The organism is Methylobacterium sp. AC315 (assembly GCF_979253755.1).
In genome coordinates, this window is record NZ_CEEDEA010000029.1 from 31,914 (window position 1) to 50,367 (window position 18,454).

Annotated in this window: 21 protein-coding genes and 1 pseudogene; 11 read left to right on the forward strand and 11 right to left on the reverse strand. The window is 69.0% G+C overall.

The features are described 5' to 3' along the window. Window positions 1-7 precede the first annotated feature (7 nt). The 5 genes from AC0IY0_RS26135 to AC0IY0_RS26155 all read right to left on the reverse strand — a co-directional run bounded on the left by AC0IY0_RS26135 (window position 8) and on the right by AC0IY0_RS26155 (window position 2,979). Entirely contained in the window at window positions 8-661 is a 654-nt protein-coding gene (locus AC0IY0_RS26135; RefSeq protein ID WP_147940049.1) for an HD domain-containing protein, read from the reverse strand. 10 nt (window positions 662-671) lie between these two features. Then, entirely contained in the window at window positions 672-950 is a 279-nt protein-coding gene (locus tag AC0IY0_RS26140) for a hypothetical protein (RefSeq protein WP_147908967.1), read from the reverse strand. Between the two features lie 53 nt (window positions 951-1,003). Next, on the reverse strand, window positions 1,004-1,612 hold the full coding sequence (locus AC0IY0_RS26145) for a hypothetical protein (protein WP_187193635.1): 609 nt from the start codon (window positions 1,610-1,612) through the stop codon (window positions 1,004-1,006). Window positions 1,613-1,614: 2 nt separating this feature from the next. Beyond that, window positions 1,615-2,121 (reverse strand): hypothetical protein, encoded by a 507-nt coding sequence (locus AC0IY0_RS26150; RefSeq protein WP_147908968.1) that lies wholly within the window; start codon window positions 2,119-2,121, stop codon window positions 1,615-1,617. A 414-nt stretch (window positions 2,122-2,535) separates the two neighbouring features. Beyond that, window positions 2,536-2,979, reverse strand: coding sequence for a hypothetical protein (locus AC0IY0_RS26155; protein ID WP_246692782.1), 444 nt, complete (start codon window positions 2,977-2,979; stop codon window positions 2,536-2,538). A 54-nt stretch (window positions 2,980-3,033) separates the two neighbouring features. Between AC0IY0_RS26155 and AC0IY0_RS26160 the strand changes: the two genes are divergently transcribed. The 3 genes from AC0IY0_RS26160 to AC0IY0_RS26170 are packed head-to-tail and all read left to right on the forward strand — an operon-like array spanning window position 3,034 to window position 4,622. Next, complete coding sequence (locus AC0IY0_RS26160) at window positions 3,034-3,360, forward strand: hypothetical protein (protein ID WP_147830646.1); 327 nt, start codon at window positions 3,034-3,036, stop codon at window positions 3,358-3,360. Then, the gene (locus tag AC0IY0_RS26165; RefSeq protein ID WP_471766147.1) at window positions 3,347-3,877 is read left to right on the forward strand and encodes a hypothetical protein; all 531 of its coding nucleotides are present in this window, start codon (window positions 3,347-3,349) and stop codon (window positions 3,875-3,877) included. Before AC0IY0_RS26160 ends, AC0IY0_RS26165 begins: the two co-directional genes overlap by 14 nt. Window positions 3,878-3,929: 52 nt before the next feature. After that, window positions 3,930-4,622 carry a hypothetical protein gene (locus AC0IY0_RS26170; protein ID WP_461231572.1) on the forward strand — a complete coding sequence of 231 codons (693 nt, stop codon included), beginning with the start codon at window positions 3,930-3,932 and terminating at the stop codon, window positions 4,620-4,622. A gap of 3 nt (window positions 4,623-4,625) precedes the next feature. Here AC0IY0_RS26170 and AC0IY0_RS26175 read toward each other — a convergent pair whose 3' ends face one another. Genes AC0IY0_RS26175 through AC0IY0_RS26185 form a run of 3 tightly spaced genes read right to left on the reverse strand, consistent with a single transcriptional unit; the run spans window position 4,626 to window position 7,695 of the window. Next, window positions 4,626-4,976, reverse strand: a complete 351-nt coding sequence (locus AC0IY0_RS26175; RefSeq protein ID WP_147830653.1) for a hypothetical protein — start codon at window positions 4,974-4,976, stop codon at window positions 4,626-4,628. 54 nt (window positions 4,977-5,030) lie between these two features. Then, entirely contained in the window at window positions 5,031-5,534 is a 504-nt protein-coding gene (locus AC0IY0_RS26180) for a hypothetical protein (RefSeq protein ID WP_056186785.1), read from the reverse strand. A 10-nt stretch (window positions 5,535-5,544) separates the two neighbouring features. Then, window positions 5,545-7,695 (reverse strand): M48 family metalloprotease, encoded by a 2,151-nt coding sequence (locus tag AC0IY0_RS26185; RefSeq protein ID WP_471766148.1) that lies wholly within the window; start codon window positions 7,693-7,695, stop codon window positions 5,545-5,547. Between the two features lie 199 nt (window positions 7,696-7,894). Between AC0IY0_RS26185 and AC0IY0_RS26190 the strand changes: the two genes are divergently transcribed. Then, entirely contained in the window at window positions 7,895-8,035 is a 141-nt protein-coding gene (locus AC0IY0_RS26190) for a helix-turn-helix domain-containing protein (RefSeq protein WP_274533561.1), read from the forward strand. A gap of 261 nt (window positions 8,036-8,296) precedes the next feature. Here the strand turns inward: AC0IY0_RS26190 and pdxR are convergent, their stop codons facing one another. Next, a complete protein-coding gene (gene pdxR, locus AC0IY0_RS26195; RefSeq protein ID WP_147940054.1) occupies window positions 8,297-9,778 on the reverse strand; it encodes a MocR-like pyridoxine biosynthesis transcription factor PdxR in 1,482 nt (493 codons plus the stop codon). A gap of 90 nt (window positions 9,779-9,868) precedes the next feature. On the opposite strand from pdxR, the gene AC0IY0_RS26200 reads away from it, so the two are divergent. The 3 genes from AC0IY0_RS26200 (at window position 9,869) to AC0IY0_RS26210 (ending at window position 12,318) form a co-directional block, all read left to right on the forward strand. Further along, a complete protein-coding gene (locus AC0IY0_RS26200) occupies window positions 9,869-10,786 on the forward strand; it encodes a DMT family transporter (RefSeq protein WP_471766149.1) in 918 nt (305 codons plus the stop codon). A gap of 84 nt (window positions 10,787-10,870) precedes the next feature. Then, window positions 10,871-11,539, forward strand: coding sequence for a GNAT family N-acetyltransferase (locus AC0IY0_RS26205; RefSeq protein ID WP_471766150.1), 669 nt, complete (start codon window positions 10,871-10,873; stop codon window positions 11,537-11,539). Further along, window positions 11,440-12,318: an isocitrate lyase/PEP mutase family protein gene (locus tag AC0IY0_RS26210; protein ID WP_210248943.1), complete on the forward strand. Its 879-nt coding sequence runs from the start codon at window positions 11,440-11,442 to the stop codon at window positions 12,316-12,318. Before AC0IY0_RS26205 ends, AC0IY0_RS26210 begins: the two co-directional genes overlap by 100 nt. A 171-nt stretch (window positions 12,319-12,489) precedes the next feature. Here the strand turns inward: AC0IY0_RS26210 and AC0IY0_RS26215 are convergent, their stop codons facing one another. Next, window positions 12,490-13,392 carry an SDR family oxidoreductase gene (locus tag AC0IY0_RS26215; protein WP_419828625.1) on the reverse strand — a complete coding sequence of 301 codons (903 nt, stop codon included), beginning with the start codon at window positions 13,390-13,392 and terminating at the stop codon, window positions 12,490-12,492. Between the two features lie 98 nt (window positions 13,393-13,490). Here AC0IY0_RS26215 and AC0IY0_RS26220 point away from each other — a divergent pair, with 98 nt between their 5' ends. Further along, window positions 13,491-14,354 (forward strand): helix-turn-helix transcriptional regulator, encoded by an 864-nt coding sequence (locus AC0IY0_RS26220; protein WP_147940058.1) that lies wholly within the window; start codon window positions 13,491-13,493, stop codon window positions 14,352-14,354. A 210-nt stretch (window positions 14,355-14,564) separates the two neighbouring features. Here AC0IY0_RS26220 and AC0IY0_RS26225 read toward each other — a convergent pair whose 3' ends face one another. Continuing rightward, the gene (locus AC0IY0_RS26225; protein ID WP_461231568.1) at window positions 14,565-14,975 is read right to left on the reverse strand and encodes a Cif family virulence factor; all 411 of its coding nucleotides are present in this window, start codon (window positions 14,973-14,975) and stop codon (window positions 14,565-14,567) included. Between the two features lie 730 nt (window positions 14,976-15,705). Here AC0IY0_RS26225 and AC0IY0_RS26230 point away from each other — a divergent pair. The 3 genes and pseudogenes from AC0IY0_RS26230 to AC0IY0_RS26240 form a co-directional block, all read left to right on the forward strand. After that, on the forward strand, window positions 15,706-17,166 hold the full coding sequence (locus tag AC0IY0_RS26230) for a helix-turn-helix transcriptional regulator (RefSeq protein WP_419828623.1): 1,461 nt from the start codon (window positions 15,706-15,708) through the stop codon (window positions 17,164-17,166). Window positions 17,167-17,425: 259 nt separating this feature from the next. Then, the gene (locus AC0IY0_RS26235) at window positions 17,426-17,791 is read left to right on the forward strand and encodes a CsbD family protein (RefSeq protein WP_471766151.1); all 366 of its coding nucleotides are present in this window, start codon (window positions 17,426-17,428) and stop codon (window positions 17,789-17,791) included. Between the two features lie 46 nt (window positions 17,792-17,837). Continuing rightward, window positions 17,838-18,454 (forward strand): annotated as a pseudogene (locus AC0IY0_RS26240) (PhnA-like protein); the annotation flags it as partial.

The following is an 18,454-nucleotide window of genomic DNA, read 5'->3' on the forward strand; positions in this document are numbered from 1 at the left end:
GACGTCCCTATTCCGGGGGGCCGGCACGGAGCCCGGCCGCTTCCGCCGCAACGTTGGCGCGGGCGGCGGCCTCCAAGCGGTCGTGGAAGAGGTCAGTCTGGTAGAGGCGCGGCCGGGCGAGGAAACGGTCGAGGACCTGGGCGCGCCCGAGCCGCCAAACCGCCTCGGGAACGGCGGCGTATTCCCGGCGGATCGCCGCCGCGTAGGCCGCGTAGACGGCGCGCGGCGCACCGAGCACGGCGAGATCGAGATCGAGGAGGAGCCGGGTCGCCGGTTCCGCGCTCGGGCCGTGCGCCGCCGTCGCGTGGATCATCGCGATCGCGGCACGGACGTGCGCATCCCCGGACGCCGGCCCCGCCTCGGCACGCAGCAGGTCGGCGCTGCGGGTTTCGTTGTCGTCACGAGCGGTGTCGTAGACGGCGTCGTGGAAGGCGATGGCGAGATCGATGGCGTCGCCGTCGAGGCCGGCGAAATCGGGATGCGCCCGCACGGAATCGTGCCCCGCGAGCAGCGCCGCGACGTGGGGCCAGCCGTGATAGTGCCGGTCCGCCGCGCCGTAGCCCGCGTCGAGGGCCCGCCACGCCGCCGCGCCGGGCGTGCCGACGGTACGCGCCCACAGGGCGTCGAACCGCGCGCGAAGGGAGGCGTCCCTGACTTCCATCGCACCGGCCTCAGTTCACGCGGTGGCAGGTCGAGGTGGTCTCGGATGCCCCGCGCATCCCACCCGCCGGCCGCACCTCGCAGACCACGTACTTGCCGCCCCGCTCGAGGGTGAAACTCGGACCGGAGGCGGAGACGATGCGGTGGCCGCCGTTGAGGAGCGCGCTCATGGGCTCCTCCACCGGCACCCAGGTCGTGGCCGGGCGCGGCGGCGCGGCCGGGGCCTGGGCGACGGCCGGGCCGGTCACGAGGATCAGCGGGAGGAGGGTGTGGGACAGCGTTCGGCGCATGGGACATCCTGTGGTCGGGGGCGGGCCTTCGGCCCGTTCGAGCGGCGAGGGGGTCAGGGAGTCACCACGGCGAGGTCAGCCGCCGGCAGCCAGCCGATGACCGGGGCCTTCTCCCCCCGGTAGCGCACGCGCACCCAGGCGCCCCGCCGCTCCAGCACCGCGACGGGATCGAGCCGGACGAGGTAGGGCGCTCGGGCCGGAGCCGGGCCGGGTTCCGGCCGGAAGGCCGTGCGCTCGGCCGTCACAAGGCCGACGCCGATCCATCCGGACGGGGTCGCTGCCGCACGCCGCGAGAGCGCGTAGGGGGTTCCCACCATGGTTCCCGTGGTCATCGAACAACCGCCGTGATCCTCCACGAGGGTCAGGGCGGCGCCGTCGGGGGTAAAGGCGAGGTCCCCCGGGATGCGCTCCGGCTCGTCGGGAAACCACGTCTCGACCTTGGCCCGGTCGCCCGCGAGGGTGCCGCGCAGGAGGAAGACGCAGGCGAATTGCGGGCTACCGGCATCGACCGCCCCCCGCTGCTCGGCGAAGACCCCCGCCACCGCATCGCCGGAGATCGCCAGCGTCAGGCTGTCGTAGGTGCCGGACCGGGCGGCCGGCTCACCCGCCGCCGCGCCGCAGGCGGCGAGCAGGGCGGCGAGGCTCAGGGCGGTGCCACGCACCGTCAGAGGCCCTTCTCCAGCAGCTTCACCACGGCCTCGACCCGGTCCTTCGAGTCGGCGACGTTGGTGAACGGCCGCCAGTTCACGTCGAGGACCCCGCCGTCGAACGTGAGGCGCTTGGCGTAGTTCGAGGCCGGCGCGGTGTTCTCGTCGAAGCGGACGCGGATGGTCTTGAGCTTCGCGGCCAGGGCGTCGCGGCCCATTTTGTCCTTGGCCACCTCCTTCAGCCCAACGGCCAGGGGCTCGAAGATCGTCTTCTCGAAATAGTCCGGGTCGGAATAGTACTTGGCGTCGCCCGGGAGCGTGAGGTCGTCCCACGCCACCTCCACCGGCACGGCGAAGCCCGCCGCCTCCTGGATCGCCTTCTCCTGCGCGCGGTAGCGGTCCTGGCGGTAGGCCGCGATCGCCCGGCGCTCGGCGAGGCCGATGGTCGGCTCGGCCATGGCCGAGGGGGCGGACAGGACCGACAGGGCGAGCGCAGCGGCGAGGGCGTGACGGCGAGAGATCATACGGCGGTTCCTCGGTAGGACGGCCCCGGATGCGGGCTTGGCGTGACGGTTCAATGACGGGGCGGGCACGCTGTCAAAGTGAGACCCGCCCTCACGGGAAGATCGCTTTCACGGTGTCGGGGCGCAGCGCACCGGGCCGCCGGCCTCGACGGTGGGTGGGGCGGTCCCCGTTAGTTGTACGGGAAACGAGACGATGCTGGGCGTGTCCTTCGGGGCCTTTCCGGCCCGATAGCTCCCGGCGCAGGCCTTCACGGGCGCCGGCAGCGCCGCGACGGCGGGTGGAAGCGGCCCGTCGCGGGCGATCCGCGCCCAGCACGCGGCGCCGTGCTTCGGGATCGAGCAGGCCCCCTGCACACCGCGCTGGAACCCGAGCCGCAGGGTCCCGTCCGCAACCGCGAAGGTGTCGATGCCGGCCTAGGCGGTCGTGTCCCGGATCAGGGTGCGGCCCGTGCCCGCGTCGAGCACCGCGAACGGGACGGTGCCGTTGGTGCTCGCCTGCTCGAAGACGAGGAACCCGCCCGTGCGGCCGAGGAAGCGCTGGCCGGCGGTCGCCAGGATGCGCGCACCCGGCCCCGGCGCGGTGGCGCAGGCGGGGGCGGCGCCGTTCGCGAGGGGCACGAGGGTCGCGTCCTCGGGGTCCGGCGTGTCGGCGTCGCTCTCGCGCACCATGAGATCGCGGTAGGTGGTGCAGGTGATCTGCTTGCCCTCCCCCGACATCTTGCCCTCTCCAGACGTCGCGGTCTCGGTCTTCGCGGGCGACTCGAACCGCGCCGCCTCCCATCCCGCCGCCACTGACGGGGCGGGGAGGCACGCTGCGAGGAGCGCGAAGCGGGCGGCGGGGAGAAGGCTGCGTCTCATGCGGGTTCCCTGTATACGGCGCGGGACGCCCGAAGAAAGGCAGGATGGAGAGCCATGCGGACCGTTCTCTCCAAGGTAGCCAAGCGTTCTGCCGGGCCGCTCGCAACGCTTCTCGCCGCGCCGCTCCTCGGGCCGCTCGCCGTCCGGGCCGAGCCCGCTCTGCCGGGCGACGTGACGGCGTACGTGACGCGGCTGCGGGACTGCAACCACTGGGGCGGGGAGGATGCCACGGACGCGGCGCGCGGCCGGGCCATCGCGGCGGCCGTGAAGCGCCTGCGCTGCGACGACGCCGAGGCGGACGAGCGGACCCTGCGACGGCGCTACCGGGGCGACCCCGCCGTCCCGAAGGCCCTCGACCGGGCGCGCGATGCGGACAGCTGAGCGGGGGCCCGACGCCGGCGATCCGGTCCGCCGACGCGTCTTGCGGCTGCTGCACGTTCCGCTCCTCGGATTGCTGCTGGCGCTCGGCCTCGCCCCGGTCTTCCTGCTGTTTCCCCTCCTGCCCGCCGAACCCGGAACCGATCCGACCTTGCGGCCCGTCGAACTCTGGCTCGGCACGGCCCTCGTCGGCGGCCTCGTCGGCACCTTGGAGGGCGCGTCGCGGTCCCTCTACCGGGCGGCCGGCCTCGTCCTCGCCGTCGGCCTGCTCTCGATCCCGGTCCTGCGCGTCTTCCTCTGGACCGACCTTCCGGTCCCGCACGGGCTCGCGCGCTGGCTCGGCCTCGATGGGGAAGCCGCCCTCGACGCCCACCTGTACGAGATCTGGCTCGCGGCGTGGTTTTCGGCCTGGGTTTTGGCTTGGGTTTTGGCTTGGGTTTTGGCTTGGCTCGGCCTCGTGCTCCTGGGCCGGCACCTCCCGGCGCGACGCGCCCGCATCGACCGTGCGGCCGTTCGATGACGGCGCCGTTCGAGGATTCTGGTCGGGGATTCTCGGCGATGATCGTCCCGCCATGATTGCCCCTCGGTCCGACGGGACGCGAAGGGCGGCCCTCATCGTCGGCGGCTGCGGTGTCGTCGTGTTCGGCTGGGCCCTCGTCGCCTACGCGCCGGCCCCGGGGATCGCCGCGGCCGTCGTCGCGGTGCCGGCGTTCGCCCGCGCGGCGAAGCGCCGGGTCGCGGCCTTCCTGGCCCTGGCGGTCTTCTCTGCTGCCGTGATCTGGGCGGCGTTCGGAACGACGACGGGCTACTTCGTACTGAACCGATCGCGGCTCGACGCCGTGGTGGCGGAGATCGCGGCCATGCCCACCCTGGTGTCCTTCGAACGCGGGCGGGACGATCCTCCGGCGGAGGCGGAGCGAACGGCGTGGTGGGAGAGCACCCGCCTCGTCAACGGCCAGCGCGTCACCCCGTACCGCCCGCAAGACGCGCGCGACACGGACAGCCTGCGGGAGATCGACGTCCTGCGGGAACTCGGGGTTCCCTACGACCGCTACCGCGCCATCTGCGACGCCCTCGAACGCCTCGGGCTCGCGGGGTTCACCCGCGGTCCCGGCGGCGAGATCGGCCTGGACGAACCGATCCCGGGGGGCACGCCCTGGGGCACGTCGTTCGTGTACCGGCCGGACGACGTGTTTCCGGCCGCCTCCGGGGCCGAGAGCGACCGCCGCCTCGCGCCGAACTGGTTTTTCGTGTCGCGGGGCTGAGATTTACCGAACAACGCCGCCGGGTTCTTGGAGGGAAGGGCGGGCGCGCGAGGCCTCCGCCGTGGTGATGGTGCCGGTCCCGAGCAGGGCCGCGAACACGAGCATCGGCACGGCCCAGACCTGCATCGGCAGCCCCCAAAAGGCGTGGTCGCGCCCGGCCGGCCCGAAGGTCGTGCCGTGGTTCCAGCGCCATCCGAGACCGAGGACGGCGAGCGCCGCGAGACTCATGGTGAGGCAGACCGCCCTGTCAACTTCCGGCCCGTCGACCTGCCGCAGGACGATCAGGGGCAGGAACATCGCCAGCGCCACGAAGAGGACGACCCAGTAGCCGCGCCCGGTCCAGAAGACGATCATGTGCTGGTCCTTATCCCTCGTGTTTCGGAGCGATCCGCCCGGGCCGCGACCGCGTTAGCCCATCGCGCCGGCGCGCCGGTTGCGCACCATCGCGGCGAGGGCCGCGACGATGATGACCGCCAGCGCCCCGGCGATGACTAGAAGCGTGACGGTGCGGTTCCACAGGCGGTCGAGGGCGAGATCGGTGGTGACGAGGTCGGGCCGGGCCGGATCAGCCAGCACCCGGACGCTGTAATCGCCCACGTGCATGCCCGTGAACACGGTATTGATCCGGCGCACCACCGTGCCCGTCGGCGTGGGCAGGGTGAGGGTCATGTCGCAGAGATGGAGCACGATCTTGGCGCTGCACTTGCCGTCGCTCACCCGCGCGGCGGCGACGGGGCGCGCCGTGTCCCGGATTTGCCAATCCGAGATCACGGGCGGGGCCGTGTAGACGGCGCATGCGACGAGGAGGGCCGCTAGCGCCACGAGGCCGAATAGGGTCCAGAAGATGTTGCCCCAGCCCTGGCGGGGCGGCGGCAGGCGCAGGGGCTCGGGGCGGTCGGCGGCGGTGTTCATGCTCGGAACCTCACGGGATCAAGGGAGTCCGGGAGGATTCGGAGGCCGCCGCGGTCTCGGCCAGGACACGGCGCGCCTGCGCCGCCTGCCGGTAGCGGCCGATGAGGCCGGCGAAGTCCTGTACAGACATCCGGTACGGCAGGCCCGCCGTGATGGTGACTATACGCCGGCCCGCATCGAGCTTCACCTTGCGGCCGCCCGGCACCCGTTGCGGGAACGGCGCCTCCGGCGGCAGCAGGAGGCGGGTGACGACGCCGTTCTGCCGGGTCGTCATGTCGAGGTCGGCGATGCTGTCCCAGGAGATCGGCCGGTCGAGGCCGGGCACCGCCACGGAATTGGGGCTCAGGATCATCGTCGTGCGCTCGCCCCGCCACAGCCGGAAACCGCCAATGCCGCCGAGGACCGCCCCGCAGGCCAGCGCCACCCCCATAACGGCCCCCGCCTGGCTGGCGGACAGGCCGGGCAGGCCGGCGGCGAGCCACAGGAGGGCGACCCCGATGAAGAAGCCGCCGGCGACCAGGAGGGCGATGGCCCCCGGGCGGGTGCTTTCGCGCAGCACCCGTGCCTCGGTGCCGATCTCCGCCACCGTCGCCTCCAGGTGCGCGCGGAACGCCGCGTCGCGGGTCCGCACCGCGTCGAGGAAGTCGTGCGTCGCCGCGCGGCAGAGGCCGGTGGGGTCGGCGAAGTAGGCGGCGAGCTGGCCGAGCGCGTGCGGGGGTGGCACCGCGGCCGCGGCGGCCAGGAGTTCGGTATCGAGGGTCCGTCCCAAAGCTGCCACGCGCTCGCGGGTCGGCGGATGGGTGTCGGTGGGGTGGGCCTGCTCCGCCTCGAGATGCGTCGCCGGATCGTCGAGGCCGCGCGCGATGGCGTGGTCGAGGCTCGCCGCCACGAGGTCGGCCGGGGCGGACCCGGGCGCTTCGGCGGCGGCGTCCAAGGTCTCGGCGATGCGGGGGGCCACGGCCCCGGTGCGCAGGAGCGCCCGCGCGGCGGCGTCGACGGAGACCGGGCCGGCGCCCGCCGCGTCGGCAGCGAACTCGCGGGTCCGGCTCCAGTGGCGCACGGCGAGGTGGAAGTTCTCCATGACGAAGACGCCGAGGCGCAGGGACGGACCGAGCAGCCCGAAGGACCCGGCATGTCCCTCCGCCACCGCGTCGAGGGAGCGCCCGACGCCGGCGTAGATGGGAAGGAATCGCTGACTGTAGACGGTGTCGCCCCCGGCGTAGTGGGCGAGTTCGTGGCCGATGATCGCCGCCACCTCGTCGCCCCGCAGGAGGGCAAGGTAGGGCAGCGGCAGGTAGAGGATCCGGCCCGTCAGCGGCGCGCCGCCGGGCTCGACCACGGCAGGACCGGCGCTGACGAAGAAGCCGCCCGTGAGGCCGACCACCACGGCCTCGGGCTTCAACGCCCCGAGCCGGTCACCCAGCCCCTCGATCAGCCGCCACAGGCCCGGTGCCTCGGCGGGCGAGACGACCCGGCCGAAGATCGACAGGGGGTCGGGCTCGAAGGCGGAGAGCGCACGGCGCAGGCCGAGCACTGTGGCGCCCGCCGCGACCAGGACCGCCCCGATGGCGACGACGGCCACGAACAGCATCTTGATCTCGCTGCCGCCCAGCCCGGGCCGTGCCAGCAACCCGGCCTCGAAGACCACGGCTGCGACGAAGCCCGCCGTGGTAAAGAGCACTTGGAGGGCGAGCACCGGCGGCAGCAGGCGGCGCATCCACGAGAAACCGGCCACCAGCGCGTCGCGCGAGGCCCGCCCCAGCCCCCCGAGAGCGGCGCCGGCGAGGAGCACGAGGATCGACAGTAGTGCGGCGCCCCCCCCGGCCGCGACGACCACGGGCGGGAGCAGGCGGCGCCAGTCCATGACCGTCGTCAGGGTCGCGACCTCGTCCCGGGCCGCCCGGGCCTGAACCAGGGCAAGTGGACCGCCATAACCCTTGCCGTTGCGGCGGAACTGCATCCGGAAATCGGGGCGCCCGTCCGGCGGCGCCCGCGCCTCCAGATCCGCGACGATCCGGGTCAGGTGCTCCCGCTCGGCGACGAGGTCGGCCCAATCGGCGCCGGCCCGCTCCTGCTCCCACAGGCCGAGGAGCAGGATGCCCAGGGGTAGGAGGACGGTGGCGGCGATCAGGTGCGTGACGGAACGCAAGCGCAAGGGCATGCGCGAATTAGCTACGTCAGGGATACCCGCCTCCTCAGATGCGTTCGGAGCCAGAACGGGTCACTCAGAATTTGTTCGCCGGACGCTCGTCCACTGGAATCGGGATGAGGCTGTCGTGCTTGCGGCACGAGATCCTATCGATCTTGCGGCTCTCACCCTTGATCAGGTCCATGGCGCCAGTCTTTCGATTGACCAGGAAATAGCTACTGACATCGGCAGCGTCCGCGAGGTGGTGAGTCGCATTCTGGCGCAATGGGCAGAGGCTGGTCTGGTCGAGCTACGTCGTGGCGCGGTCGAGATCATTGACAGAGGCAGCTTGGCCTCTGCCGGTAGACGGTGACTGCTGCACTCCAATGGTTCGGTGTCCGCTTCGGGGCAGAAGGTCAAGGTCCGTTACCCATCCCGAGCCGAGTTTGCCGGACGGCCGACGAATGGCCGCTTTCGGGAAGCGCTGATGGTGATCCTAATGACTGTGTTGGGTCGGGACCCGTCCGTCTGCTCTACGGCCGGGGTGGGTGGAAGGCAGAACGGCTGCTCGGGAGTGGATGAGGCTCTAAGCGGAAGCTGCCTACATCAGCTCGCACAGGCTATCCTGAACGAGCTACAGCGGAGGCAGCACGAATAGGGTAGCGAGTCGCCTGACTGCGTCGCGCAATTGCTCGGGCAGAAAACCGCCGAAGCCGAGCATCAGTCCCGGACGTCCGGGTAGCTCGGCGTACATCGGCGAGATCGGACGCATCACCAAACCGATGGCCTGCGCCCGGGCAGCAACCTGCACATCGTCCGCCCCTTCCGGCAGCCACAGCACGATGTGCATGCCCTGGTCACTCGGCTGAATGGACCAGCCCTCCGGCAGGGCCGGCGTGAGCGCTTCCAGCAGCACGGCCCGGCGCTCGGCATAGAGGCCGCGGATGCGCCGGACATGGGCCTCGAATGAACCGTCCTGCATGTAGGCGGCCAGCAGGTGCTGATCAGCGGTGGGGGAGTGTCGGTCGAGCATCGCTCGGGCACCGGCGAACGCCTCGACCAGCGGACTCGGCGCGATGACGTAGCCAAGCCGCAGCGAAGGAAACAGCACCTTGCTGAAGGTGCCGAGGTAGATGACTCGCGCTGGGCTGAGCCCCTGGATGGCCGGGAAGGGATGCCCCGCGTAGCGCAGCTCGCTGTCGTAATCGTCCTCCACGATCCAAGCCTGATTACGCTCGGCCCACGCGACGAGGGCTTGGCGCCGGGCCATGCTCATCGGCATCCCGACCGGATATTGATGCGAGGGGGTGACGAAGGCGGCGCGGGCCGTCGCGCAGATTGATAGGCCGCGTTGCACGTCGAGGCCTTGCTCATCCACGGGCAGGTGGTGCGTGAGGACGCCGAGGTCTTCCAACACGGCCCGCAAGCCCGGATAGGCCGGGTCCTCCGCCCAGACCGCATCGGCGCGCGACAGCAGCACCCGACCGGCCATGTAGAGGCCCTGCTGGGTGCCGGACGTGACGATGACGTTCTCCATTCCGCACCGAACCGCGCGTGCGCGGCGTACGTGATCGGCGATTGCCGCTCGCAACGCGGGTAGTCCGTACGGATCGGCGTAGCCCGCCGGTGCGGAGCGACTGGAAGCCCGGACACGATTGCCGAGCTTTCGCCACGTGTCGTCGGGGGCAATGCCGGCCGCCGGCACGGCGACCGCGAAGGGAACCTGGGGCTGTGACGCGACGGCACGGGCGAAGGCGGCCAGTCGTTCCGCCGCAGGCGGCAAGACCATTTCATAGGATATCAGATGTAGGCTCGACTCTGGCGGCGTGACCAGCGGCTCGTCGCTGAGCGTCGACGCGACACGGGTACCCGCACCGACGCGCGCGTCGAGGTAGCCTTCCGCCCTGAGCTGGTCGAACGCCTCGACCACCAACCCTCTGGCAACCCCAAGGGAGGCAGCCAGCGTGCGGGTCGATGGAAGCCGCTCTCCTGGCTTCAGTTCGCCACTCGCCACGGCATCACGCAGGCGCTGCGCGATCTGGCGGCCGAGGTGGCCGTCGCGCCGCTCGAAGGCTCTCAGGGAGGGGATCACAATGGTCGTTCGCTGCTTCGGCATCCAAGTGGACTAGCCGAAAACACCGATAATGGCACTCTACGCTAAACCATTTTGAGACGAAGGTAAGGTGCTCTCAGGGACCCTCGAGGCATGACGTCCAGCTCCGCCACCACCGTTCTTGGACGCCGACCGTCTCCGGCCTCTGCTCTCTCGACGCTTGGTCTCTTCGCCTTCGTGGTGGTGGCCTGGAGCCTCAACTGGGTTGTCATCAAGGTTGCCGTTCGGGAGATCACGCCACTCTGGGCCGTTGCCATCCGTACCGTTCTGGCTACCCTGGTCCTGTTTCCGGCGCTTTTGGCCACGGGGCATCTCGTTCGTCCGCCCCGTGCTGACCTCCCCGTCGTGCTCGTCATTGCCTTGTTCCACATGGTCGCCTTCGCGGCGCTCATGACGGTGGGCATGACATTCGTTCCAGCGAGCCGCGCCATCGTGCTGGGTTACACGACGCCGCTCTGGGTGGCGCCCGCTGCGTTCCTGTTCCTTGGGGAGCGCATCACGACGCGTCAGGCGATTGGCATCGCCATCGGGCTTTTTGGACTGCTTCTCCTCCTAGGACCGCGTGGTCTGGATTGGGGAAGCCCAGCGGCTCTCTACGGCAATGGCCTTCTGCTTCTGGCCGCACTCTCTTGGTCCGTCAGCCTCGTTTATACGCGCGGCCACCGCTGGACGGCGACGCCGCTTCAACTCATGCCCTGGCAGTGCCTGCTGGCTAGCTCGGTTCTCGTCGGGCTCGCACTTCTGGTCGACGGTGCGCCATCCCCGCGGATGAGCGCCTCCGTCCTCATCGCACTTGCCTATAACGGCGTGATTGGGACGGCACTCGGCTTTTGGGCGATGACTGTCGTGAGCCGCCGCCTGCCGGCAGCCAAGGCTTCTCTTGGCCTCTTGGCGACGCCCGTTCTCGGGATCGGCCTATCCGCCGTCTTCCTCGGTGAAGGGCTCGACCCGGTTCTCGTCCTCTCTGCGTTCGCGATTCTGGCCGGCGTCGCTCTCGGGATTGCCTTCTGAGTGGCAAGACCGTCCGGACACTGCTGAACGGATCAGGCTTGCCTTATCCAATACTCCCTCATCTCAGATGGATTACTGAAAGCTATGGATCGACAGAACTGGACTGGCGTCCCGAAGCCCGGATCTTGCGTGCTGGAAGGGCGTTACGCGCGCCTCGAGCCGCTGAGCCCCGCGCGACACGGTCCGACGCTCCTTCACTCGGCGCTCCGACCGGGCGCCGAGGATCGCTTCCGCTATCTCTTCGATGAACCACCGGTGGATGAGCCCAGCTTTGCCGCTTGGCTTGAGACAGCATCGACGTCGCACGATCCACTGTTCTTCGCCGTGATCGACCAAGCGACGGGACGGGCCGAAGGGCGCCAAGCCCTGATGCGCATAGATCCGACCCACGGCGTCATCGAGATCGGCAACATTCTCTGGGGACCGGCCATCGCAAGGACACGGGTGGCGACGGAAGCGCTCTCCCTCTTCGCCGCCTACGCGTTCGAGACACTCGGTTACCGACGGTTCGAATGGAAATGCGACAGCCGGAACGCACAATCGCGGAACGCGGCGGCTCGGTTCGGTTTCACCTTCGAGGGCATCTTCCGCCAGCACATGATGGTGAAGGGTGAGAGCCGGGACACGGCCTGGTTCTCGATCATCAGCCCTGAATGGCCCAGGATCTCGGCCGCGTTGACCGCCTGGCTCGCGCCCTCGAACTTCGACGAGGCTGGCCAGCAGCGGCGTCGGCTGGACGATGTCAGGGCCTGATGACGATGGATCAACCGATGACCACCACGGTGGAGAAGCGGAAGGCCTTTTGCAGCCTTCACGAGAGCGGCTTCTTCCTTCTGCCCAATGCCTGGGACCGCGGCAGCGCCGTTCGACTCGCCAAGCTCGGCTTCAAGGCCCTCGCCTCGACGAGCGCGGGTGCGGCATGGGCCGCCGGCCGGCAGGATGGGGAACTCGGTCTGGAGGCCATCCTCGATCACCTGAGGATGCTCGTTGCCAGCACCCCTCTACCGGTCAACGCCGATTTCGAGAACGGCTTCGCCGACCGTCCGGAGGATGTCGCGCGGAACGTCGCCCTGGCGGTCGACACGGGCGTGGCCGCCCTGTCGATCGAGGATTGGTCCGGAACCGCGATGTACGAGACGGCTCACGCCGTCGAACGGATCGCGGCCGCGCGCAGGGCTATCGACGCCATCGATCCCACGGTGATGCTCGTCGGTCGCAACGAAAACTTCCGTGTCGCCGGCATGTCGGTGACTGCCAGCATCGCGCGCGTCGTCGCCTATGCGGAGGCCGGCGCCGACTGCCTCTTCGTGCCCTTCATCCTCGATCAAGGTGCCGTCGCGGAACTCGTCGCGGCGGTCGCCCCAAAGCCCGTCAACGTCGTCGTGCACCAGTACGACGCGGGCATCCGGGCGTTCGCCGAATGCGGGGTCCGTCGCTGCAGCGTGGGTGGAAGCCTTGCCCGAAAGACCTGGGCGGCCTTCGATGACGCTGCAGAGGCCCTCAAGAGTTACGAAGCAGGCGATGGGTGCTGACAAACGAGCAGGTTGGAGCGTCTGCTTTCGAGCGACGGCCGAATCCCTGGCTACGTCGTAGTTGGGTCGAAACCCGTCCGTCCGCTCTATGTTGAGGTCAGATTGGTTTGCGACATTCCGCGGTCAACAAATGAGAGCGTCGAAGCTCGTTCACTAGCGTCGACCAACATCTCAAGACGAGGCACGGGAGTAGTCCATCCGCTCAAGGTCGGCCAGCAGGCTCGGTCCGGTCGGACGCCAGCCGAGCTGAGCCTGCGTCCAGACACTGGACGCTGACATGTCGTGGCCGGCGAACATGCCGAGCCACCCGAAGTGTCCGGCTACCTCCTCCGACGAGATGGCAGATACCGGCACCTTAAGGCCGCGGCCGATGACCTCCGCGATGTCGCGGGTGCTGACACCCTCCTCGGCGACCGCGTGGTAACGGGACCCCGCATCCGCCTTTTCCACTGCAAGACGATAGAGGCGCGCAACGTCGAGGACGGGACCCGCCGCCCAGCGGTTCGCTCCGCCTCCGGCATAAGCTGATACGCCTTTGACGCGCGCGAGATCGACCAGGTAGGTCACGAGCCCCTGCTTGACCGTGTCGTGGACCTGCGGGAGGCGCATCACCGAGACGTTCACCCCCTCGTCCAAGAGCTTCGCCGCCGCGAGTTCCGAGGCCACACGGGGGTTCGGATACTCGGCATTGAAAACGTCCTCGCGCGCCAGCTGCCCCGGGGCCGAGCAACCGAAGCCGACCCCGGACGTGATCAGGAGGGGACGGTCGGACCCCTTAAGCGCCGAGCCCAGGGCCTCGATGGCGCGCCGATCCTTCTCGCAGTTGGCGACGAAGTTCGAGAAGTCGTCGTGGTCGAAGGCGGTGTGAATGACCCCGTCGGCTTGGACGGCGCCGCGACGGAGGCTGTCGACGTCCTCTAGGTTGCCGAGGAACGGTTCGGCTCCGGCTTCGGTAAGGGCCCGTGCCCCGGCCTCCGACCGTGTCATCCCGAGGACCCGATGGCCCGCGGAGAGGAGTTCGGGGACGATGGCCGAGCCGATGAAGCCGGTGGCGCCGGTGAGGAAGATGAGCATGGGAAGCGGTCCGTTGGGTTCAGACGCCAACTATCCGCTAACTGTTGATCCCGTTAAAGTAGTGACCGTATCCCGGTATAGCGACTAACAGGATCGCCATGCTTGCCAGCACTGAAACCTCGCTCGGAGCATACCTGCGGGATCGGCGCACCAGGCTCGATCCTGCCGCGCTAGGGTTCTCGGGCCGCCGGCGCACGCCCGGCCTGCGCCGGGAAGAGGTCGCCCAGCGCTCGAACATCAGCGCCACCTGGTACACGTGGCTGGAGCAGGGACGTGGCGGAGCGCCCTCGGCTGACGTCCTGAACCGCATCGCGGTCGGGTTGATGCTGACTGAACCCGAGCGCGAGCACGTGTTCATGCTCGCCCTCGGGCGTCCTCCCGAGGTCCGCTACACGCCGAAGGAAGGGATCACCCCGCGCCTGCAGCGGTTGCTCGACACGCTTGAGGTCAGCCCCGCGCTGATCAAGACGGCGACCTGGGATGTAGTCGCCTGGAACCGCGCCGCGGCCGTCGTACTGACCGACTGGGACACGGTCCCTCCCGGCGAGCGCAACATTCTGCGCCGCATGTTCGGCGACCCGCGTGTGCGAGCGGCGCAGCATGATTGGCATAGCGTCGCTCGCTATGTCGTAGGCGCGTTCCGGGCGGACGCAGTGCGGGCGGGTGCCGCATCCGAGGTCAACGAACTGGCGGAGGAACTCAGTCGCACCAGCCCGGAGTTCGCAGCCCTGTGGCAGGAGAACGACGTCCGGGCGCACACGGACGGGGTCAAGCGGCTCCGGCATCCGATCCTGGGCTCCATCGAGCTGGAATTCTCGGCCTTCTCCGTGGACGGCCGTCCAGATCTGGGCATGATCGTCTACAACCCTGTCACGCAAAACGTTCGGGAAGGCATCGGCGCGCTCCTTTGCGGGGCCCACGACAGGATCGAGACCGAAAGTCCCCTTACGGAGCCCCTCTAGCAGCATATGGGTTGGTAGCAGCCCGCGACCTACTGCTCTGCTCAACGTCCGGCCTGGGTGGATTGCTGCCCGTGCGCTTTCGGGTGGAAATTGGTAGAAGCAGACAAAGCTGTCCCGCCCGCTCGCGACCCTTCAGAGCCATTCGCAGTGCCCGCTTCTTGGCGATGCACCTGCGTGAACTACCTGTGCGGAGTGCTTGACATTCGAGGGTTAGAGTTGCGCCCCTCGTGCGGCCCATGCCGCCATCTCACCATCGGCAATCGTCAACGATACCCGCCAACGGTCGCTGCGGCGCAGAATATAGACGTGCTCCCATTCTGCGATGAGTGCTTCTCCTTCGCCCTGCATCCGGTAAGCCATCCGAGCCTCAGCGACATTCGGGAAGAGTTCGACCGCCGACAGCAGTTCGCCCACAGGCTGAACGACCCCTTGCTTGCGATAGAAGTCTAGCAGCGTCACGCAATGGTCGCGGAACGCCTCCCTCGGCATCGCAAAGTTGCCGGTCGGAGACGGGAACAGTCCAACCGGCTCCCAGAGATCGCTCAACGCATCGGCGTCGCGGCGAACGAACGCACTGACGTAGCTGTCGAAGAACGCTGCGATCTCATTCTGAAAGGTCATGGTCGTCCTATTCGGTGTTTCGGCTTACGCGATCTACCAGGACGCACCAGCCACCGCGAGGCGGATATCCGCTACCTAGCAAACGGCCAAAGTCCGCTCTCCACCCCGAGCCGAAGTTGCCGGGCTGACGAACGACCGCTTTTGAGAAGCGGCAACAGCGGTCCCGGTGGCTGGATTGGGTCGAGCCTGTGTGAAAACGAAAGCGCTTGCCGAAATTGTAGAACAATCCTCTACGCTGCAGACAAGCGGCCCCGCTGCAGGGCGGTTCTGACGCGATTTAGGCCTAAATTTCGGCGCTGCCCAGGTTGTTCTCGGGAAGATCCTTCTGCCCCTTTGTCGTTTTCACACATCCTCGGTCGAAAGCAGCCGTACAATGCTCCAACGAATTGGGTTCACACCACAGGAGATCCGTCGCCTTCGGGAAACGGGCTCCACGAGGTCGGTTCGTCGCCCTCGCCCAAGACCGGGACCAACCCTCTCCTGACTGCGTCCGCGAGGGCCGCCTCGTGCGGAGCCGGCGACGTTTCGGGGCCTCCGGCAGGGCCTTGATCGCCCTCTGAACATTGCAGAACCTTGGCCGTCCGCGCGGAGTCACACCACGACGCCCGATTACAATCCTAAGTAAAATATACCAGCAATCCGATTGCGCACAAGGGAACAACCGGGTGCGCCGCCTGTTACCCGCCGCCGATCCAGTCCGGGTCGCATCAGGCAAGGCAGCTGAACCACCGTGACCGCGGGCGTCGACAGACACGAGCTGAGGCAGATCATCGCCGGCCTGACCGAGGGCGTCATCCTGGTCGAGCCGGATCAGACGATCACCTGGGCCAACGACGCCGCCCTGGCGATGCACGGCGCCGGCAGCCTGGAGGAGCTGGGCGAGACCGTTGACGCCTACCGCGACCGGTTCTCCGTCCGCTACCGCAACAACCGGCCGCCCGAGTCCTACCCGATCGAGAGGGTGGTGCGGGGCGAGACGTTCCACGACGTCATCGTCGAGGTGGTGCGGTCCGATAAGCCGGACGTCGCCTTCGTCCATTCCCTGCGCAGCCTGGTCGCCACCGACCGGGCCGGGCAACCGAGCTGCCTCGCGCTGATCCTCCAGAACGTCACGCCGCAATTCGAGGCCGAGGAGCGGTTCGAGAAGACCTTCAACGCCAATCCGGCGCCGGCCGTGATCACCCGGCTGTCCGACCTGCGCCACGTCAAGGTCAATGCCGGCTTCCTGGAGATGACCGGCCACACCCGCGACCAAGTGATCGGGCGCAGCGTCTACGAGGTCGACGTGCTGGCCGACGCCAAGCAGCGCGAGCTGGCGGTGACGCGGCTCAATGCGGGCGCGACCATCCCGCAGATGGAGGCCTGCCTGCGGCTGCCGGATGGCGGCACCCGCTTCGTCATCGTGGCCGGCCAGCCGATGGAGATGGGCGACGAGCCGTGCATGCTCTTCACCTTCGCGGATCTGGAGCTGCGCAAGAAGGCCGAGACCTCCCTGCGCCAGAGCGAGTCGCGCTTCGCCACCGCGTTCCGGATGACCCCGGTGCCGACCCTCCTCGCCCGGGCCGACGGATTCGCCATCACGGCCGTCAACGAGGCCTTCCCGCGGATTTTCGGCTACGGCCTGGACAAGACCGTGGGCCGCTCCGCCGCGGAGCTGGGCCTGTGGATCTCGGACAGCGCACGGACGAAGTTCGAGGCCACGGTCCGGCGCACCGGCTACGTGCTCGGCCTCGAGACCTGCATGCGGCACGAGGACGGGACCGAGATCGACTGCCTGGTGTCGGCCGAGCGGGTGGTGATCGGCGAAGACGACTACGTCCTGGCGGTGCTCCAGGACATCACCGAGCGCAAGCGGTCCGAGCGCGACCTGTTCACCGCGATCGAGACCGTGATGGCCGACACCTCGTGGTTCAGCCGCGGCCTGATCGAGAAGCTCGCGGGCCTGCGCCATCCCGGCCGCGACAGCACCGACGAGGGCGTCCAGAGCCTCACGGTCCGGGAACGCCAGATCCTCGGGCTGGTCTGCGCCGGCCTCTCCGACGAGGCCATCGCCAAGCGGCTGAACCTGTCGCGCAACACCGTGCGCAACCACGCCGCCGCCCTCTACCGCAAGCTCGGGGTCCACAAACGCACCGAAGTGATCGTCTGGGGCCGGGACAATGGCTTCACCACGCGGGAAGCTAGTACATAAGTTCGAGCAAATCGGTATAATTATACCATTGAACCAGCGATATCAGACCCCACTCTAGTATCGCCAGGATCAACAATGGGTTTGACCATCGAAACCCATCCCACGCTGACCGGCGCCGCGGAGATCCCCGCCGGCGGCCAGGCTCAGCACTCTTCGCAGACGTCCGACGCGAAACCCGGGATCCCGCGCAACGCGTAGGCCGGGTCGAGCGGCGCACGACCACCAAGCCACCCGCCGACCCCCAGACAGGAGAGACACCATGGTTGATACGGATCGCGTGACGGGCGCCGCCAAGGCGTTCGTCGGCAAGGCCCAGGGCGCCGTCGGCGACCTCACCGGCTCGAAGAGCGACTCGGTCGAGGGGCGCTTCCGCGAGGCACAGGGCTCCGCCGAGAACCTCTACGGCCAGGCCAAGGACACAGTCCGGCAAGCGGCCGACCAGGCCGCCGACTACGCCGATGAGGCCGGCCACTACGCCGAGGACGCCTACGAGCATGCCGGCGACTACGCCCGCCGGGGCACCCGCGCCGTGGCCCGGCAGGTCGAGGAAAGCCCGATCGTCGCGCTGCTGATCGCCGGAGCGGTCGGGTACGGCCTCGCCCTGCTGATGCACGCCCGCCGCTGAGGCCGGGCCGCACATCCGGGGCGACCCTGACACGACGACCAAGACGATGACGACCAAGACGACGACCAAGACGACGACGACCAGGAGTTACCCAGTGGCCGCTTCCCCCAACCTCTCGACCACACCGCTCGCCCATGCGAGCGACTCGCGAACCGTCCTGCTCCACCAAGTGTCCTGGGGCGCGATCTTCGCAGGCGCCACCACGGCCCTGGTCGCCCAGGTCATCTTCAACATGCTCGGTGTCGGCATCGGGCTGTCCAGCGTCGGCATGAACGCCGCCGACAACCCGGCCGCCTCGACCCTGTCGATGAGTGCCGGCATCTGGTTCGTCGCTTCCGGGATCGTCGCCTCGCTGATCGGCGGCCTCCTGGCCGGTCGGCTCTCGGGCAAGCCCGTGACCGGCGCCGCCGGCCTGCACGGTCTGGTGTCCTGGGCGGTGACCACCCTGGTGGTGCTGTACCTGCTGACCTCGGCGGTCGGCGGCATCGTCGGCGGCGCGTTCAGCGGCGTGACCAGCACCCTGGGCGGGGCCGGCTCGCTCGTCGGCGGCACCGTGCAGACGGCCGCTCAGGCCGCCGCGCCGTCGCTGTCCAAGATCACGAACCCGCTCGACGGGATCGAGAGCACGGTCCGCCAGCAGGCCGCCGGCCAGGACCCGCAGGC

Excerpts from the sequence above, each read along its gene's own strand:
- AC0IY0_RS26225 (WP_461231568.1), bottom strand. The coding sequence starts at position 14,975 with ATGACCTTTCAGAATGAGATCGCAGCGTTCTTCGACAGCTACGTCAGT.
- AC0IY0_RS26215 (WP_419828625.1), bottom strand. The coding sequence starts at position 13,392 with ATGCTCATCTTCCTCACCGGCGCCACCGGCTTCATCGGCTCGGCCATC.
- AC0IY0_RS26235 (WP_471766151.1), top strand. The coding sequence starts at position 17,426 with ATGGTTGATACGGATCGCGTGACGGGCGCCGCCAAGGCGTTCGTCGGC.
- AC0IY0_RS26170 (WP_461231572.1), top strand. The coding sequence starts at position 3,930 with ATGATTGCCCCTCGGTCCGACGGGACGCGAAGGGCGGCCCTCATCGTC.
- AC0IY0_RS26210 (WP_210248943.1), top strand. The coding sequence starts at position 11,440 with ATGGCCCAGGATCTCGGCCGCGTTGACCGCCTGGCTCGCGCCCTCGAA.
- AC0IY0_RS26185 (WP_471766148.1), bottom strand. The coding sequence starts at position 7,695 with ATGCCCTTGCGCTTGCGTTCCGTCACGCACCTGATCGCCGCCACCGTC.
- AC0IY0_RS26200 (WP_471766149.1), top strand. The coding sequence starts at position 9,869 with ATGACGTCCAGCTCCGCCACCACCGTTCTTGGACGCCGACCGTCTCCG.
- AC0IY0_RS26140 (WP_147908967.1), bottom strand. The coding sequence starts at position 950 with ATGCGCCGAACGCTGTCCCACACCCTCCTCCCGCTGATCCTCGTGACC.
- AC0IY0_RS26135 (WP_147940049.1), bottom strand. The coding sequence starts at position 661 with ATGGAAGTCAGGGACGCCTCCCTTCGCGCGCGGTTCGACGCCCTGTGG.
- AC0IY0_RS26155 (WP_246692782.1), bottom strand. The coding sequence starts at position 2,979 with ATGAGACGCAGCCTTCTCCCCGCCGCCCGCTTCGCGCTCCTCGCAGCG.
- AC0IY0_RS26165 (WP_471766147.1), top strand. The coding sequence starts at position 3,347 with ATGCGGACAGCTGAGCGGGGGCCCGACGCCGGCGATCCGGTCCGCCGA.
- pdxR (WP_147940054.1), bottom strand. The coding sequence starts at position 9,778 with ATGCCGAAGCAGCGAACGACCATTGTGATCCCCTCCCTGAGAGCCTTC.
- AC0IY0_RS26150 (WP_147908968.1), bottom strand. The coding sequence starts at position 2,121 with ATGATCTCTCGCCGTCACGCCCTCGCCGCTGCGCTCGCCCTGTCGGTC.
- AC0IY0_RS26205 (WP_471766150.1), top strand. The coding sequence starts at position 10,871 with ATGGATCGACAGAACTGGACTGGCGTCCCGAAGCCCGGATCTTGCGTG.
- AC0IY0_RS26160 (WP_147830646.1), top strand. The coding sequence starts at position 3,034 with ATGCGGACCGTTCTCTCCAAGGTAGCCAAGCGTTCTGCCGGGCCGCTC.
- AC0IY0_RS26180 (WP_056186785.1), bottom strand. The coding sequence starts at position 5,534 with ATGAACACCGCCGCCGACCGCCCCGAGCCCCTGCGCCTGCCGCCGCCC.
- AC0IY0_RS26175 (WP_147830653.1), bottom strand. The coding sequence starts at position 4,976 with ATGATCGTCTTCTGGACCGGGCGCGGCTACTGGGTCGTCCTCTTCGTG.
- AC0IY0_RS26220 (WP_147940058.1), top strand. The coding sequence starts at position 13,491 with ATGCTTGCCAGCACTGAAACCTCGCTCGGAGCATACCTGCGGGATCGG.